The sequence below is a fragment of the Bradyrhizobium sp. CB2312 genome (assembly GCF_029714425.1).
In the GTDB taxonomy this organism is placed as follows: Bacteria; Pseudomonadota; Alphaproteobacteria; order Rhizobiales; family Xanthobacteraceae; genus Bradyrhizobium.
Map to the genome: position 1 here is coordinate 3,803,731 of NZ_CP121668.1, position 17,882 is coordinate 3,821,612.

The window sequence follows — 17,882 nt, forward strand, 5'->3', positions numbered from 1 at the left end:
GCGCGTGACGTAACCAAAGGCGGTAAGTACACATGGGTTTGAGTTCAGCCCTTGCCAGTGCGATGAGCGGTCTGCGTGCCAACCAGGCCGCGCTCTCGATCGTCTCCTCGAACGTCGCCAATTCGCAGACGCCGGGTTACGTCGTCCAGACGGCGAACCAGATCGAGGTCACCACCGGCGACTTCGGCTCGACGGCGATGACGACCGGCGTGAGCCGGGAGCTCGACACCTATGTGCTGAACCAGCTGCGAACCGAGACCGGTGGCAGCGGTTACGCCGATCAGATGGCCAACATCCTGAAGCAGCTTCAGAGTGTCTATGGCACGCCCGGTAACAACGGCACGCTCGAAACAGCGCTGAACAAATTCACCACGGCGCTGCAGGCGCTGTCGACGAGCTCGGGCGCCTCGTCGGCACAGACCGTTGCGCTGGGTGCGGCGCAGGCGCTGGCGCAGCAACTCAACGTCACCACCAAGGGCATCCAATCGCTGCGCTCCAACGTCGAGCAGGATCTCGGCACCTCGGCGCAGGCCGCCAACGCGGCGATGCAGAAGGTCGCCGACATCAACACCAAGCTCCAGGGCCTGTCGGCTAACGATCCCTCCGCCGCGACGCTGATGGACCAGCGCGATCAGGCGATCAACACGCTGTCGAAATATGTCGACGTCCGCGTCACCACCGACGGTTCGAACCAGGCCAACATCTACACCACCACCGGCATCCAGCTCGTCGGCGCCGGGCTCGCCTCGCAATTCTCCTTTGCCTCCGCCGGCGCGCTGTCGGCGACCTCGCTCTACAACAGCGATCCCACCAAGTCCGGCGTCGGTGCGTTCAACATCAGGCTGCCGAACGGCTCGCAGATCGACGCCGTCGCCAACAACGTGGTCTCCTCGGGCCAGATCGCGGCCGACCTGAAGCTGCGCGACCAGACGCTGGTGCAGGCGCAGACCCAGCTCGACCAGCTTGCGGCGACGATGTCGAGCGCGCTGTCCGACAAGACCGCGGCCGGCAGCAAGGTCTCGGGCCCGCCGGCCGGGTTCGACCTGGACCTTGCCGGTGCGCAAGCAGGCAATACGGTCAACATCACCTATACCGACACCGCGACCAACACCCAGCGCCAGATCACGCTCGTCAACGTGACCGATCCGGCGGCGCTGCCGCTCCAGAACGCCACCAACGCCAACCCGATGCAGGTGGGCGTCAACTTCTCCGGCGGCATGGGTGCGATCGCCGCCGCGCTCAACACCGCGCTGTCGGGCTCGCATCTGTCGTTCTCCGCCGCGCCGTCGCCGGCGACCGCGACGACGCTGCGGGTCACCGACGACAACACCGGCCTTTCCAAGATCAATTCGGCCTCGACGTCCAAGACGATGTCGTCGCTGGCCTCCGGCAATCCGCAACTGGCGCTGTTCACCGACGGCGGGCAGGCGCTCTACACCGGCGCGATCACCGCATCGGGCTCGCAGATGACCGGCCTCGCCGGGCGCATCGCCGTGAACACGCAGGTGGTCGCCGATCCGACCAAGCTGTCGGTCTACAACACCTCGCCGGTGACGCCCCCGGGCGACACCACGCGTTCGGACTATCTCTATTCGCAGCTCACCAATGCGGTGTTCTCCTATTCGCCGACGACCGGCCTCGGCTCTGCCAACCAGCCCTTCACCGGCAGCGTCTCGAACTACCTCCAGCAGTTCCTGAGCATCCAGGCCAACGCCTCGACCCAGGCGACCCAGCTCCAGCAGGGCCAGAGCGTCGTGGTCTCGACGCTGCAGGCCAAGTTCGACTCGACCTCCAGCGTCAATTTGGACTCGGAGATGTCGAACTTGATCCAGCTCCAAAATGCCTATGCCGCCAACGCCCACGTTATGTCGGTGGTGCAGAGCATGATGAACACTTTGATCCAGGCTCAAGCGTAACCAGTACAGGGCTCTGAAACATGTCGATCAGCAGCATAAACTACTCCTCGTCGATCCTCGGCTCGCAGATCCGCAACATCAACCAGCAGCTCACCGACCTGTCGACGCAGCTCTCGACCGGCAAGCTGTCGCAGAATTATTCCGGCATGGGCACCAACGAGGGATTTGCGATCGCCGGGCGCTCGCAGCTCTCCAACATCGCCGCCTATACCGACACGATCACCAACGTCAACGTCAACATCAACCTCGCCAATACCGCGCTGCAGTCGCTGACGACGATTCGCACCAACACCAAGACGGGTTCGGCCAGCACGGCGCAGGATCTCAACGTCAACGGACAGACGGTGGCGCAGAACACGGCCGCAGCCCAGTTCGGCTCGATGGTCGGCGTGCTGAACACGCAGTCGGGCAACCGCTATCTGTTTTCCGGGACCGCGTACAACACCCAGCCGGTCGCCAATGCCGGGGACATCATCAACGGCACCACGACGCAGGCCGGCTTCAAGACCGTCATGGCGGAGCGCCAGGCCGCCGACCTCGGCGCCAACGGCATGGGGCGCCTGGTGCAGACGCAGCCGACGCCGAGCTCGGTGAAGGTGTCGGAAGACGCCGCCGGGTCGCCGTTCGGGCTCAAGGTCAAGGCGGTGTCCTCGACGCTGACAGGGGCGACCGTCACCGGCCCGAGTGGCTCGCCGGTGTCGTTCTCGGTCGATCTCAACGGCGTCAATCCGAACAACGGCGACAAGCTGAGCGTCCAGTTCACGCTGCCGGACGGCACCACCGAGCAGATCGACCTGACCGCGTCCACGGCGACGCCGACGCCGCTCGGCAGTTTCGCGATCGATGCGAGCGTCCCGGTCAACCCGAACAATACCGCGACCAATCTCAACACGGCGCTGAACACCGCGATCAAGAAGCTTGCCAACACGTCGCTGGTGGCGGCGTCCGCCGTGACCGCGGGTGACAATTTCTTCAACACGGCAAGCTCGGCGACCGGGACGACTGCGGTCACCAATCAAGTCGCCCCGCCAGCTTCGAACATCGCCACGGGCGCGACGGCGCTGTCCGGCGCAAGTGGATCGGACTCCATCACGCCGGGCTTCTCCGCCGGGGACACCATCACCGTCAACGGCACCACGCTCACTTTCGTCAACTCGGGCGCGACCGGCAACCAGCTCAATGTGACCGACAGCATCCAGACGCTGATGAGCAAGATCGACGCGATCACGGGCACCTCCAAGCCGTCGACGATTCATGGCGGCGTGATCACGATCAACACCAACGATGCGGCGAGCCTGAACATCACGGGCTCGACCCCGGGCGCGACCGCCGCGCTTGGCTCGCTCGGTTTCAGCACGACGCCCGTGACCGCCACGCAGCCGCCGCTACGCGTTGGCTCCTCGCCCGCGAGCTCGGCCACCACGCTGGTGAACGGCTCGGCCAACACCGTGAAATGGTACCAAGGCAATGACGGACCGGGCTCGGCGCGCTCGACCGCGGTCGCGCGCGTCGACGATTCCGTCACGGTGCAGTATGGCGCGCAGGCGAACGAGGACGCGATCCGCCGGCAGTTGCAGGCGATTGCCGTGTTCGGCACGTTTTCGACGACCCCGGGCGGGCAGTATTCCGGCGGGCAGGTCGCCGCGCTGAGCCTGCGCACGACCCAGGCGCTGACCCAGCAGCCCGGCCAGCAGCGCATCGAGGATATCCAGACCGACATTGCGATGGCCCAGAACACGATGAAGGACGCGACCACGCGCCAGACCCAGGCCAAGGCGCAGCTGCAGTCCATCATCGACCAGGCGGAGTCGGCCCCGCAGGACCAGGTGGCGAGCGAGCTCCTGGCGCTCCAGAACGCCCTCCAGGCGTCCTATCAGGTGACCTCGAAGCTCGCCCAGCTCTCGCTCGTCAAGTTCCTGTAAGGATGCGTTAAGGCATCGTTAACCATGCCTCTTTACCTCTTGGTGAGGATTGGAGCGGGGCAAAGCGGCCGATGTCGGACAGGATGCAGCTGGTGGTGGCGACGCCGTGCTTCGGCGGGCAGGTCTCGAGCATCTATGCGAGCTCGATCTTCGCGCTCCAGCGCGCCGTGCACGGCATGTCCAATCTCGACCTCAAGGTGCACATGCGCGACGGCGACGCGCTGATCACGCGCGCGCGCGCCAATCTGGTCGCGATGTTCCTGGACGATCCCAAAGCGACGCATTTCCTGTTCATCGACGCCGACATCGGCTTCAAGCCGGAGCAGGTGTTCCGGCTGATGGAGTGCGGCGCGGACGTCGTCGCCGGCTGCTATCCGATCAAGCGGGTCAACTGGAACAAGGCGAAACGCGCGATCGAGGCCCGCCGCACTGATGTGCCGGCCGCCTCGCTCGACTACGTGCTCGAGGTCGAGGACCCCGACCGCATCGTGGTCGTCAACGGCTTCACGCGCGTGCGCTATGCCGGCACCGGTTTCCTGATGATCCGCCGCCACGTGCTGGAAGCGATGTGCCGCCATCCGGCCTACGCAAACTTGCAATTCTTCCGCGAGCATTCGCACGATGCGCTGGCGGCGAGCCAGAACCGGTTCGCGCTGTTCGAATGCATGATTGATCGGGCGACCGGCACTTATCTCTCGGAAGACTTCGCCTTCTGCAAGCGCTGGACCGATATCGGCGGCGAGATCTGGGCCGACATCCAGAGCTCGCTCGACCATGTCGGGCCCTCGGTGTTCCACGGCGACATCGCCTCGCAATTCGCAGCCGCGCCCGCGGCGGCAGCGGCCGACGCGGCGTGAGCCTTTCGGGATGAGCACCGGCGCATCCCGTCTGTCAGCTTCGGAACGCGCGCCCGACGGCGGCTCGCGCTACCGTCTGCGCGATCTCTTCACGCCATTGGACACGCTGCTGGTCTGCGGCGGAGACCCGCGCCTTGCGCTCGATCCCAGGGATGGCGTCAACGCCTATGGCTGTGCGGCCTCGCCCGAGCCGGAGACCTGGAATTTCGCGTCCTCGACCGCATCGACGATCTCGCAAGCGGCTTATGACCGCGCCGCGCTGGCGCGCGAAGAGCTGATGCACAGGTGCCTGTTCGACGAGGTCGAAATCGCCTTCGACGCGCGCTGTGAGGGCATGCGCGAGGAACTGCGCGGCCATCTCCAGCTCTCGCCGCGGGTCGACGTCGTATTCTCGCCCTCCGGCACGGACTCCCAGCTCCACGCGCTGTTCCTGGCGAGCGCGGTGCTCGGCGCCTCGCCGGTGACGATCGTGGTCGGCACGGATCAGACCGGCAGCGGCACGGTTCATACCGCGCGCGGACATCATTTCAGCTCGATGACGGCGAGCGGCGTTGCGGTGCGCAAGGACGCCGCGGTCGCGGGTCTTGCCGGCGACAGCATCGCGGTGCCGCTGCTGGATGCCGCCTCCGGCATCGCGATGCGCGCGGATGCGGACGCTGCGGTGATGCGTGCCATCGAGACCAGCCTCGCGCAAGGCCGCTGCGTTCTCCTGCAAATCATGGATTCGTCAAAACTCGGCTGGCGCGCGCCGAGTGCTGCCTGCCTCGATGAGATCGCGCGGCGCTGGCCGCGCAAGGTACAGGTGGTCGTCGATGCCTGTCAGGCGCGGCTCGGCCGCCGCCGGCTGCGCTGCTATCTCGACCGCGGCTACATGGTGTTGATGACCGGTTCGAAATTTTTCGGCGGACCCGCCTTCAGCGGCGCGCTGCTGGTGCCAAAAGGCCTGTCGCGGTCGATCGACCGGATCGGCGCGATCGCGCCGGGCATTTTCGACTATGCCGGCCGCTGCGACTGGCCGACGGCCTGGACGGCGCTGCGCTCTCGGTTCGAGCGTCGGCCGAATTTCGGTCAGTGGCTGCGCTGGGAAGCCGCGCTGGCCGAGATCGGCCGCTACTACGCTGTCCCCGGGGCATTCCGCGCCAGGGCGCTGGCCGAGCTTGCCGCCGGCATCGACAGCATGCTCGCGCTGTCGCCGTCGCTGCGTGCCATTTCCGTGGCGACCGAGAAGGCCGGTGCGGATGACGAGGAATTCGCCCGCGCCACGATCTTTCCGTTCACGCTGCTGCGAGACGGCAAACCTGTCTCGCTCGCCGAGACCGGCGCCGTTCATCGGTTGCTGGCGTGCGACATGAGCGAGGAGCTCGGCGGCAGCGCGGCGGATCGGCAGGTCGCCGCACAACGCTGTCTGGTCGGCCAGCCGGTCCGGCTGGAGCGACAGGGCGAGGCGCCGCAGGCCGCGTTGCGGCTGTGCGTCGGCGCGCGGCTCGTCGCCGAAGCCTGGTCGGCGGATGCCGCGCAGGCGCAACGCAATTTGCAGCATGTGCTCGATCGCATCGCCCACGTCCTGGTGAAGATCGAACTGCTGCTTGACCGTGCCACGGCTGCGCCGGGGAAGTTTGTGCTCGAGGTCTGAAGATGCTGCATCCTGTTTCCGCGCCTGATAGCGTGACCACGCCGAACTATTCCGACCGCATCGGCTTTGCGCAGTTGACGCGGCGGGCCTTCGAGGGCGGCGATCTGCATCCGCTGCGCGAGCATCTGCTGGCGCGGATCGCGGAGGGAACGGCGGAGGCGGGGGAGGGCCTCGATCTGTCGCTGATTGCCCAGCTTCTCGGCGAGAAGGAGGCCGGGCTCGTGATCCAGACCGAGGTGCTCGCCTTCCACCAATTGTTTCGCACGCCGTGCGCGGTTGCCAAGCCGCGCCTGCGCGTGCTCGCGCTCGCCGCCGATATCGACATGGGCGGCAACACCCCGATCGAATTCCTGCTCGAGGGCTCCGACATCGAGCTGCTGACGCTGTATGTGGTCCACGGAGTCGGTCTGCCCGAGACGTTGCCTGATCACGACGTCGCCATCGTGGTCGCTTCCGATTCCGAGGAATGCCGCGAGGCGCTCGCCGTCATCGCAGCGGCCGCGCCGCGCTGGCCGCGGCCTTTGCTCAATCGCCCCGAGCTGATTGGCAATCTCGATCGCGACAAGCTCTATCGGTTGCTGGCTGATATCCCGGGTCTCGATATTCCCGTGACCGCCAACGCGACCCGTGCGCAATTGACGGCTCTCTCGGAGGGGCGGATCGCTTGCACGGAGATTACGGGCGAACTGCACTTTCCAATGATAGTACGGCCGCGCGGGACGCACGCCGGCGTCGGGCTTGCGAAGATGGACGATGCGGCTGCGCTCGAAGCCTATCTTGTCGAGCGGCAAGAACAGGACTTTTTCGTCGCGCGTTTCGTCAACTACGCGAGTCCCGACGGGCTCTTTCGCAAGATCCGGCTCACGATGGTCGACGGCAAGCCTTATGCCTGCCACATGGCGATCGCCGATCGCTGGGATATCTGGTATCTCAACGCCTACATGGCGTTCAGCGAGGAGAAGCGCGCTGAAGAGGCCGTCTTCATGCAGGACTTCGATCACGCGTTCGCGGCGCGCCACAAGAAGGCGCTCGACGAGATGAGCAAGCGCGTCGGCCTTGACTATTTCATCCTCGATTGCGCCGAGAACCGCGATGGCGAGCTCTTGGTCTTCGAGGCCGACAACACCGCCGTCGTGCACAACATGGATCCGCCGGCCGTGTTTCCCTACAAGCCGCCGCAGATGCGCAAGATCTTCGCCGCGTTCACCGCGATGCTGTCGCGGCACGCCAAGGCCGGCGCGGAGAGCGCAGCATGAACGAGATCATCCGCAACACGCAGAGCTCCGTCACGAACGGCTCGCTCGATCCGCAGGACTGGAGCGAATTCCGCGCGCTCGCCCATCGCATGCTCGACGAGACCATCGACGGCATCGCCAACATCCGCTCGCGGCCGGTGTGGCAGCCGATCCCCGACGGCGTCCGCGCGGCCTTGAAGAGCGACGTGCCGCGCGGGGCGAGCGAGCTCGCCGAGGTCTATCGCGAATTCGCAGAGCATGTCGCCCCCTATGCGACGGGCAACGTCCATCCCGGCTTCATGGGCTGGGTGCATGGCGGCGGCACCGCGGTCGGCATGCTCGCGGAGATGCTCGCGGCCGGCCTCAACGCCAATCTCGGCGGGCGCGACCACATGCCGATCGAGGTCGAGCGCCAGATCGTCGGTTGGATGCGCAGCCTGTTCGCCTTCCCGGACAGCGCGAGCGGCATCTTCGTCACGGGCACGTCGATGGCCAATCTGATGGCGGTGCTGGTGGCACGCACGGCTGCGCTCGGCACGCTGGCGCGGCAGCACGGCATCGGCAATGACGGCGCGCTGCTCGCCGCCTATACCTCGCGGGCCGCGCATGGCTGCGTCTCGCGGGCGATGGACATCGCCGGGCTCGGCGCCGATGCACTGCGCAAGGTCGATGTCGACGTCGATCATCGCATCGACGTCGCCGCGCTGCGCGCGCAGATTGCCGCGGACCGCGAGATCGGTTTCAAGCCGTTCCTCGTCGTCGCCTCTGCCGGCACGGTCGATATCGGCGCGATCGACGACCTCAGGGCTGTCGCGCAGCTCTGCCGCGAGGAAGGCATCTGGTTTCACGTCGACGGCGCCTTCGGTGCGCTCGCGATCCTCTCGCCCGAGCTCGCGCCACTGCTCGGCGGCATCGAGCTCGCCGATTCCATCGCGCTCGATTTCCACAAATGGGGGCAGGTGCCTTACGACGCTGGCTTCCTGCTGGTCCGTGATGGCGAGCAGCATCGGCAGGCCTTTGCGCAGCCGGCGGCCTATCTCAGCCGCGAGGCGAGGGGGCTTGCAGCGGGCACGGTCTGGCCCTGCGATCTCGGCCCCGACCTGTCGCGCGGCTTCCGCGCGCTGAAGACCTGGTTCACGCTGAAGACGTTCGGCACCGATCGCCTCGGCGCGGTGATCGCGCGAAGCTGTGCGCTGGCAAAATATCTCGAGGCGCGCATTCTGGCCGAGCCGCGGCTGGAATTGCTGGCGCCGGTGAATCTCAACATCGTCTGCTTCCGCTATCGCGCAGGCGACGCGGTCAACCGCGAGGTTGTCGCCGACATTCAGGAGTCCGGCATCGCGGCGCCGTCGAGCACGACGCTGGATGGCAAGTTCGCGATCCGCGCGGCGATCGCCAATCATCGCACCGAAGAGACCGACATCGATGCGCTGGTTGCGGCCGTGCTCAAGTTCGGCGCGCAGCGCAGCGGCGGCGTGACCGAGGTCGAGGCGCCGCCGCTCGCGGCGCAGTGACATCTTGCTCTCAAAAACAAAACGCCCCGGACCTAGTCCGGGGCGTTTTGTTTTCAGATGCGCGAAGCGCTCAAGCGGCCGAACTGACGTCGCCGTTCGGATGAGTGGCTTTGTACTGATCGCGCAGCTTGTCTTCATAGGCGATCAGCTTGCGGGCCTCCTTGAGGGCTCGGTAGAGGTCGCCGCTCATGATGTTGTTGTTGATGCCCTCGATGATCGGCCAGGAGCTCGGCACCGCGGTGACGATGTCACGCACGAGGTTGAAGTAGGTGCCGTGCTGGGTCTGCGGATCCGGCGAGATGTACATCAGCTGGACCGCCAGATAGACGAGCTTGGCGGGGGTGTCGGCGGTCTCCGGCGTGAGGATGTCGCGCTCGCGCAGGATCGGCACGTTCTCGCCGTCGATCAGAAGACGGGCGCGCTGGTCCGTGTTGGTGATTACGGAGTTGCCGACGATGATGCGTTCGTGCGGTTTGAGCTCGACCTTGAGAGCCATGCCTGTTCTCCATCAACCCTTTTGTAACGAGCGGCGCGCGTCCCAGTGAATGACAACCGCCAGCTCTGATTTGGGTCCAATCCTTGCCGAATGTGGTTAACGGGTCGTAAAGATTCGCGGTCGTGTAAAATAATATAACGAGGTCAATGGCTTGAACGATCGAAAAGACCTCCGCTGCAACCGTGCGGAAATGCGTTTTGGGTACGACGCGGACAAACCGGCGGTTTCATTTCACGGATTGTTAGAGGCTCGGAGGCACCGTCCGCCCGTCGTTTGATCAATTTCGGTCAAGCAGGACGCGTAGCTACCAGAAAGGTAACAGTATGTCCGGTATCGTTCTCTCCTCCTCGGTTCGTCAGAACCTGCTCTCCCTCCAGTCCACCGCCGACCTCCTCGCCACCACCCAGTCGCGTCTGTCGACCGGCAAGAAGGTGAACTCGGCGCTGGATAACCCCACCAACTTCTTCACCGCCCAGTCGCTCGACAACCGCGCCAGCGACATCAACAATCTGCTCGATGGCATCGCCAACGGCGTGCAGGTGCTGCAGGCTGCCAACACCGGCATCACCTCGCTGCAGAAGCTGCTGGACTCCGCGAAGTCGATTGCCAACCAGGCGCTGCAGACCACGGTCGGCTATTCGACCAAGTCGAACGTCTCGACCACGATTGCTGGCGCGACGGCCTCCGACCTGCGCGGCACCACGACCTACACCAGCACGACCGCGCTCTCGAACGTGGTGTTCGACGGTAGTGCGGGCGGTACCACCGTTGCGTCCGGAACAACCACGCTCGGCGGCGGGTCCGCTTCGCTGGTCGGATCCGCGGCGCCTGACGGTGCAGGAACTGCGGCCAAACTGGCTACGACCCTTACGCTCGCCGGCACCCCCTCAGCGACGACCATTGCCGCCAAGGGCGCGCCTTCGGACGGCGAGACGTTGACGGTCGATGGCCACACGATCACCTTCAAGGCGGCCGACGTTCCGACCGCGGCGCCCTCAGGCTCGAACAAGGTCGGCAACATCGTTACGGACGGCAACGGAAACTCTACCGTCTACACGGGTGCCACGGGTGCGACCGGCACGGTGCAGGACCTGCTCAATGCGATCGATCTGGCGACCGGAGCTGGGAAACTTAACGGCGCTGGTAATGCCGTCGTCGCCGGCTCGGGCACTTTGGCTTCCGTTAGCGCAGGTGGTGTTCTTACCCTCACGACTGGTACCGGTGCTGATCTCAGCATCAGTGGCCGGGCCGACCTCCTGAAGGCCCTAGGCCTGACCGGGGCAGGGGGCAGCGGTAGCGTGACTGTGACCCAGGCGCGCTCAACCGCCTCAGGCACACTCGGCACTTTGATCCAGGACGGCTCGACGCTGAACGTGGATGGCAAGACGATCACGTTCTCGAACGCGGTGACGCCCACCACAGTCGCAACGGGCTCCACCCTGGTCGGCAATTTGGTCACGGATGGAAACGGCAACTCGACCGTTTACCTTCAGGCCGGCAACATCAACGACGTTCTGAACGCCATCGATCTTGCGACCGGTGTGCAGACCGTCAAGACGGCGGGTGCTTCCGGTGCCCTGCAGACGACCGCAGGCGCCAAGAACTCGTCGATCGTGGCCGGCGCGCTCAACCTCTCGACCGGTGCGAACGCGGACCTGTCGATCACCGGCACCAAGAATGCGCTGTCGGCGCTCGGCCTGACCGGCTCCACCGGCACCGGCACCGCCTTCACGGCGAGCCGTTCCGCGGCGTCGGGTGGCATCTCCGGCAAGACCTTGACCTTCAGCTCCTTCAACGGCGGCGCGGCGGTCAACGTCACCTTCGGTGATGGCACCGGCGGCACGGTCAAGACGCTCGATCAGCTGAACACGCAGCTGCAGGCCAACAACCTGACGGCCACGATCGATGCCAACGGCCTGCTCACGGTCGCGGCCACCAACGACTATGCGTCCTCGACGATCGGATCCGCCACCGCTGGCGGTACCATCGGCGGCACGATCACTTCGACCCTGACCTGGTCGAACGCGACCGCGCCGGTTGCTGATGCTGTTGCCCAGGCCACCCGTACCAACCTGGTGTCCCAGTACAACAACATCATGACGCAGATCGACACGACCTCGCTGGACGCGTCGTTCAACGGTGTCAACCTGCTCAACGGCGACCAGCTCAAGCTGGTGTTCGACGAGACCGGCAAGTCCAACCTCAGCATCACCGGCGTGACCTTCAACTCGAAGGGTCTGGGTCTGGCCGGCCTGGTGCAGGGCACCGACTTCATCGACAACGCCGCGACCAACAAGGTGCTGACCAAGCTGAACACGGCCTCGAGCACGCTGCGCTCGGAAGCCTCGACGCTCGGTTCGAACCTCTCCGTCGTGCAGGTGCGTCAGGACTTCAACAAGAACCTGATCAACGTGCTGCAGACCGGCTCGTCCAACCTGACGCTGGCCGACACCAACGAGGAAGCGGCCAATAGCCAGGCGCTGTCGACCCGCCAGTCGATCGCGGTTTCCGCGCTGTCGCTGGCCAACCAGTCGCAGCAGAGCGTGCTCCAGCTGCTCCGCTAATAAGCGGCTGACATCGCAATCAAGTCATGGCGGCGGGGCTTCGGCCCCGCCGCTTTCTTTTTGCCTTTTTGCGCAGCCGATCGAGAGGTGGTCTGGCGGCTCTGAAAAAGTAACCGTTGGTTATGGTTAACAGGGAGCAAACGCCGAAAAAGCATGAGGAGTTTCAGGTCGATCGTCACCGATCTTGACCCGCTCTCTGAGCCTTATGGTGAACCGGCGCTTACGGCTCGTGAGAAGGTTTCACCCTTTGTTAGCCATGTCCGCGCAGGCTGTGCCCGTCACTCGATCCGAAGCGATCGAACGAAGACGCGTAAACCAGAAGGGTAAGAGTTATGTCCGGTATTGTTCTCTCTGCGTCGGTTCGCCAGAACCTGCTCTCTCTCCAGTCCACCGCCGACCTCCTCGCCACCACCCAGTCGCGTCTGTCGACCGGCAAGAAGGTGAACACGGCACTGGATAACCCCACCAACTTCTTCACGGCACAGTCGCTCGACAACCGCGCCAGCGACATCAACAACCTGCTCGATGGCATTGCCAACGGCGTGCAGGTGCTCCAGGCTGCCAACACCGGCATCACCTCGCTCTCGAAGCTGCTGGACTCCGCCAAGTCGATCGCCAACCAGGCGCTGCAGACCACGGTCGGCTATTCGACCAAGTCGAACGTCTCGACCACGATTGCTGGCGCGACGGCCTCCGACCTGCGCGGCACCACGACCTACACCAGCACGACCGCGCTCTCGAACGTGGTGTTCGACGGTAGTGCGGGCGGTACCACCGTTGCGTCCGGAACAACCACGCTCGGCGGCGGGTCCGCTTCGCTGGTCGGATCCGCGGCGCCTGACGGTGCAGGAACTGCGGCCAAACTGGCTACGACCCTTACGCTCGCCGGCACCCCCTCAGCGACAACCATTGCCGCCAAGGGCGCGCCTTCGGACGGCGAGACGTTGACGGTCGATGGCCACACGATCACCTTCAAGGCGGCCGACGTTCCGACCGCGGCGCCCTCCGGCTCGAACAAGGTCGGCAACATCGTTACGGACGGCAACGGAAACTCTACCGTCTACACGGGTGCCACGGGTGCGACCGGCACGGTGCAGGACCTGCTCAATGCGATCGATCTGGCGACCGGAGCTGGGAAACTTAACGGCGCTGGTAATGCCGTCGTCGCCGGCTCGGGCACTTTGGCTTCCGTTAGCGCAGGTGGTGTTCTTACCCTCACGACTGGTACCGGTGCTGATCTCAGCATCAGTGGCCGGGCCGACCTCCTGAAGGCCCTAGGCCTGACCGGGGCAGGGGGCAGCGGTAGCGTGACTGTGACCCAGGCGCGCTCAACCGCCGCAGGCACACTCGGCACTTTGATCAAGGACGGCTCGACGCTGAACGTGGATGGCAAGACGATCACGTTCTCGAACGCGGTGACGCCCACCACAGTCGCAACGGGCTCCACCCTGGTCGGCAATTTGGTCACGGATGGAAACGGCAACTCGACCGTTTACCTTCAGTCCGGCAACATCAACGACGTTCTGAACGCCATCGATATTGCGACCGGTGTGCAGACCGTCAAGACGGCGGGTGCTTCCGGTGCCCTGCAGACGACCGCAGGCGCCAAGAACTCGTCGATCGTGGCCGGCGCGCTCAACCTCTCGACCGGTGCGAATGCGGACCTGTCGATCACAGGTTCGGGCAACGCATTGTCGGCGCTCGGCCTGACCGGCTCCACCGGCACCGGCACCGCCTTCACGGCGAGCCGCGCCGCATCGGCCGGCGGTGTCTCGGGCAAGACCTTGACCTTCTCCTCCTTCAACGGCGGCACGGCGGTCAACGTCACGTTCGGTGATGGCACCGGCGGCACGGTCAAGACGCTCGATCAGCTGAACACGCAGCTGCAGGCGAACAACCTGTCGGCCACGATCGACGCCAACGGCCTGCTCACGATCTCGGCGACCAACGACTATGCGTCCTCGACGATCGGATCGGTCATCGCTGGTGGCACGATCGGTGGCACGATTACGACCTCACTGACCTGGACCAACGCGACGACACCGACTGTTGACCCGGTTGCCCAGGCGACCCGTTCCAACCTGGTGTCCCAGTACAACAACATCATGTCGCAGATCGACACGACCTCGGTCGACTCGTCCTTCAACGGCGTGAACCTCTTGAACGGCGACCAGCTCAAGCTGGTGTTCGACGAGACCGGCAAGTCGAGCCTGAACATCACCGGCGTGACCTTCAACTCGAAGGGTCTGGGTCTGGCCGGCCTGGTGCAGGGTGTCGATTTCATCGACAACTCCGCGACCAACAGGGTGCTGGCCAAGCTGAACGCAGCCTCGAGCACGCTGCGCTCGGAAGCCTCGACGCTGGGTTCGAACCTCTCGGTGGTGCAGGTGCGTCAGGACTTCAACAAGAACCTGATCAACGTGCTGCAGACCGGCTCGTCCAACCTGACGCTCGCCGACACCAACGAGGAAGCGGCCAACAGCCAGGCGCTGTCGACCCGCCAGTCGATCGCGGTCTCCGCGCTGTCGCTGGCCAACCAGTCGCAGCAGAGCGTGCTCCAGCTGCTCCGCTAGTAAGCATCTGAAATCACGGAACTAAAACCGGCGGCGGGGCTTCGGCCCCGCCGCTTTTTTCGTTCGTGCAAGGGCTCGATGGAGCCCGTGTTCCGGGCCGGGAAGGGCGCTAACCCGGCATTAACCCTATCCCTTAAGTCGCCGTTAACCATACTTTAAAGGACAGCCCCTAAAACTCGACAAAAGCCCGCTTTCCAGATCGGCGAGCCCGATTCGTATCCGGTTCAAAAGGAAGACCGCCAATGTCCAACATCGTTCTCTCGGCGTCAGTTCGCCAGAACCTGTTGTCGCTGCAATCAACGGCCGACCTGCTCGCCACCACCCAGTCCCGACTGTCGACCGGCAAGAAGGTCAACACGGCGCTGGACAATCCGACCAACTTCTTCACAGCGCAGGGGCTGGACAACCGGGCGAGCGACATCAGCAATCTGCTCGACGGCATCAACAACGGTGTGCAGGTGCTTCAGGCGGCCAACACCGGCATCACCTCGCTGCAGAAGCTGATCGACAGCGCCAAGTCGATCGCCAACCAGGCGCTCCAGACCACGGTTGGCTACTCGACCAAGTCGAACATCTCGACCACGATCCCCGGCGCGACGCCGGCGGATCTGCGCGGCACCACGAGCTACACCTATGCGACGGCGACCGGCAACGTCGTCACCAACGGCACGGGCGGCGGTACGACTCCGATCACCGCTGCCACCACGCTCGGTGGCGTTTCGCAACCCCTGACCGGTAACGCCGCTCCCGACGGCGCGGGCACCGCAAATAGCCTTGCGCCGAATCTCAAATTGCTCGGTACGCCGAGCGCCGCCACCATCGCGGCGAACGGCGCGCCATCCGACGGCGATGTGCTGATTGTCGACGGCAAGACCATCACCTTCAGGGCCGGCGCAGCCCCTGCGGTCGCCAACGTTCCCGCCGGCTCCGGCAAGAACAACAACGTCGTCACCGACGGTAATGGCAACTCCACGGTTTACCTCGGAACAGCCGCCGCGCCGGCTGCCAACGTCCAGGACGTGATGGACGCGATCGATCTTGCAAGCGGCGTGCAGACCGCGGCGATCACGGGCGGCACCGCAACGCTGTCGACCTCCTCGGGCGCCAATGCCGCCATCGCCGGCGGCCAGCTCACCCTCACCACCGGCACCGGCGCCGATCTCAGCATCACAGGCAAGGCCGACTTCCTCAAGGCGCTGGGCCTGACCACCGCGACCGGCTCCGGCAATGTCAACGTGACCAAGGCGCGTCTGACCGCCCCGGCCACGCTGGGCACGCTGGTTCAGGATGGCTCCACGCTCAACGTCGACGGCAAGACAGTCACGTTCAAGAACGCGGCCGTCCCTGCTGCCGCGCCGACGGGGTCGACCAAGATCGGCAACATCGTGACCGACAACAACGGCAACTCCACCGTCTATCTGCAGGGCGCAACCGTTCAGGATTCGCTCAACGCGGTCGACCTGGCATCGGGCGCCGGCATCGTCAGCGCGGGCGCCGTGGTCGCGGCGAGCGGTTCATCGCTGTCCTCGGTCGTCAACGGCGCTCTCAAGCTCAGCACCGGTACCAACGCGGATCTGTCGATCACAGGGACGGGCAACGCGCTGTCCGCCTTCGGTCTGACCGGCGCGACCGGCACCGCAACCGCTTTCACCGCGGGGCGCGCGCCGGGACCGGGCAGCATCTCGGGCAAGACCTTGACCTTCACCTCCTTCAACGGAGGCAAGCCGGTCAACGTCACCTTCGGTGACGGCACCAACGGCACGGTCAAGACGCTCGACCAGCTCAACAACCAGCTTCAGGCCAACCACCTGACGGCGACGATCGACGCCAACGGCGTGCTCACGATCACCACCGTCAACGAATACGCGTCTTCGACGCTCGGCTCTGTGATCGCCGGCGGCGTCGTCGGCGGCACGATCACCGGCACGGTTGCCTTCACCACCGCGCAGCCGCCGATCCAGGATCCCGTGGCGCAGACGGCGCGCTCCAATCTGGTCAACCAGTTCAACAACATCCTGGCGCAGATCGACACCACCTCGCAGGACGCTTCGTTCAACGGCGTCAACCTGCTCAACGGCGACACGCTGAAGCTCGTCTTCAACGAGACGGGCAGCTCGACGCTCAGCATCAACGGCGTGGTGTTCAACGCGGCCGGCCTCGGCCTCAGCAACCTCGTCAACGGCGTCGACTTCATCGACAACGGTGCGACCAACAAGGTGCTGGCGAGCCTGAATGCGGCCTCGAGCACGCTGCGCTCGGAAGGGTCCGCGCTTGGCTCGAACCTCTCGATCGTGCAGGTGCGTCAGGACTTCTCGAAGAACCTGATCAACGTGCTGCAAACCGGCTCCTCCAACCTGACGCTCGCCGACACCAACGAGGAAGCGGCCAACAGCCAGGCGCTGTCGACCCGTCAGTCGATCGCAGTGTCCGCGCTGTCGCTTGCCAACCAGTCGCAGCAGAGCGTGCTGCAGCTGCTCCGCTAGTTTCGCGGCGCAAGAAATTGAATCTGAACGTCGCGGCGGGGCTGATGCTCCGCCGTTTTTATGGAGATCGCTAAGGCAGGATTAGCCGAGATCGATGCGCATCGTGCGAAGCGTGTTTACAGCGCGCATGTGCACATCTAGCTTCGCGATGACGAAGGACTCCGTGACCCGTAATAGTGCGGAGGGCTTCCAAGCAGACACGTAAGCAAATCTTAAGCGGTGCTGCCTAGGGTTGGGAAAGAAATCCTTAAGCGCGTTCAACGGGCTAGGTAAACCTCCAAGGTGTGATTGATGTCGAATTCCGCTGCCTCGGCTTACGCGCGTGTCGCAACGACCACTGCCTCTCCCCGGGACATCGAAGCGCAAACCCTGCTGAAGGCCGCCAACAAGCTTCAGGATGCCGTCAACAGCGCCGATCCGCTCAGCGAGCAGACCATGCAGGCGCTGATGTTCAATCGGAAGCTCTGGACGATCTTCCTCAGCGAGGCGATGCGCGACACCAATCCGCAACCGCTCGACGTCCGGCAGAAGATCGCCAACATCAGCGTGTTCGTGCTGAGCCAGACCGCCGCGCTCCAGATGAGCCCGCAGTTCGATCACTTCCGCCCGCTGATCGAGATCAACCGCAACATTGCCGCCGGCCTGTCCGGCCGTCCGTGAGGACGTGACGGCGTCGGCTATCGCCGACA

At 64.8% G+C, this 17,882-nt stretch carries 11 protein-coding genes; 10 read left to right on the forward strand and 1 reads right to left on the reverse strand.

Translation table 11 applies throughout. The features are described 5' to 3' along the window. The first annotated feature begins 32 nt into the window (after window positions 1–32). The 6 genes from flgK (at window position 33) to QA642_RS18340 (ending at window position 9,077) form a co-directional block, all read left to right on the forward strand. Window positions 33–1,916 (forward strand): flagellar hook-associated protein FlgK, encoded by a 1,884-nt coding sequence (gene flgK, locus QA642_RS18315; RefSeq protein ID WP_283085879.1) that lies wholly within the window; start codon window positions 33–35, stop codon window positions 1,914–1,916. A 20-nt stretch (window positions 1,917–1,936) separates the two neighbouring features. Beyond that, on the forward strand, window positions 1,937–3,838 hold the full coding sequence (locus QA642_RS18320; protein WP_283085880.1) for a flagellar protein: 1,902 nt from the start codon (window positions 1,937–1,939) through the stop codon (window positions 3,836–3,838). 71 nt (window positions 3,839–3,909) lie between these two features. Further along, window positions 3,910–4,695 (forward strand): hypothetical protein, encoded by a 786-nt coding sequence (locus QA642_RS18325; protein WP_283085881.1) that lies wholly within the window; start codon window positions 3,910–3,912, stop codon window positions 4,693–4,695. Window positions 4,696–4,705: 10 nt separating this feature from the next. Further along, on the forward strand, window positions 4,706–6,328 hold the full coding sequence (locus QA642_RS18330; RefSeq protein WP_283085882.1) for a hypothetical protein: 1,623 nt from the start codon (window positions 4,706–4,708) through the stop codon (window positions 6,326–6,328). A gap of 2 nt (window positions 6,329–6,330) precedes the next feature. Next, on the forward strand, window positions 6,331–7,584 hold the full coding sequence (locus tag QA642_RS18335) for a hypothetical protein (protein WP_283085883.1): 1,254 nt from the start codon (window positions 6,331–6,333) through the stop codon (window positions 7,582–7,584). Further along, complete coding sequence (locus QA642_RS18340; protein ID WP_283085884.1) at window positions 7,581–9,077, forward strand: aspartate aminotransferase family protein; 1,497 nt, start codon at window positions 7,581–7,583, stop codon at window positions 9,075–9,077. The genes QA642_RS18335 and QA642_RS18340 overlap by 4 nt, the downstream gene beginning before the upstream one ends. Before the next feature lie 70 nt (window positions 9,078–9,147). Here the strand turns inward: QA642_RS18340 and flbT are convergent, their stop codons facing one another. Beyond that, window positions 9,148–9,573, reverse strand: a complete 426-nt coding sequence (gene flbT, locus QA642_RS18345) for a flagellar biosynthesis repressor FlbT (protein WP_128932807.1) — start codon at window positions 9,571–9,573, stop codon at window positions 9,148–9,150. 323 nt (window positions 9,574–9,896) lie between these two features. Here flbT and QA642_RS18350 point away from each other — a divergent pair, with 323 nt between their 5' ends. The 4 genes from QA642_RS18350 to flaF all read left to right on the forward strand — a co-directional run bounded on the left by QA642_RS18350 (window position 9,897) and on the right by flaF (window position 17,853). Beyond that, a complete protein-coding gene (locus QA642_RS18350; protein ID WP_283085885.1) occupies window positions 9,897–12,137 on the forward strand; it encodes a DUF1522 domain-containing protein in 2,241 nt (746 codons plus the stop codon). A 332-nt stretch (window positions 12,138–12,469) separates the two neighbouring features. Then, entirely contained in the window at window positions 12,470–14,710 is a 2,241-nt protein-coding gene (locus QA642_RS18355; RefSeq protein ID WP_283085886.1) for a DUF1522 domain-containing protein, read from the forward strand. A 242-nt stretch (window positions 14,711–14,952) separates the two neighbouring features. Next, entirely contained in the window at window positions 14,953–17,193 is a 2,241-nt protein-coding gene (locus QA642_RS18360; RefSeq protein WP_283085887.1) for a DUF1522 domain-containing protein, read from the forward strand. Between the two features lie 291 nt (window positions 17,194–17,484). Further along, window positions 17,485–17,853 (forward strand): flagellar biosynthesis regulator FlaF, encoded by a 369-nt coding sequence (gene flaF, locus QA642_RS18365; RefSeq protein WP_027560338.1) that lies wholly within the window; start codon window positions 17,485–17,487, stop codon window positions 17,851–17,853. Window positions 17,854–17,882 lie beyond the last annotated feature (29 nt).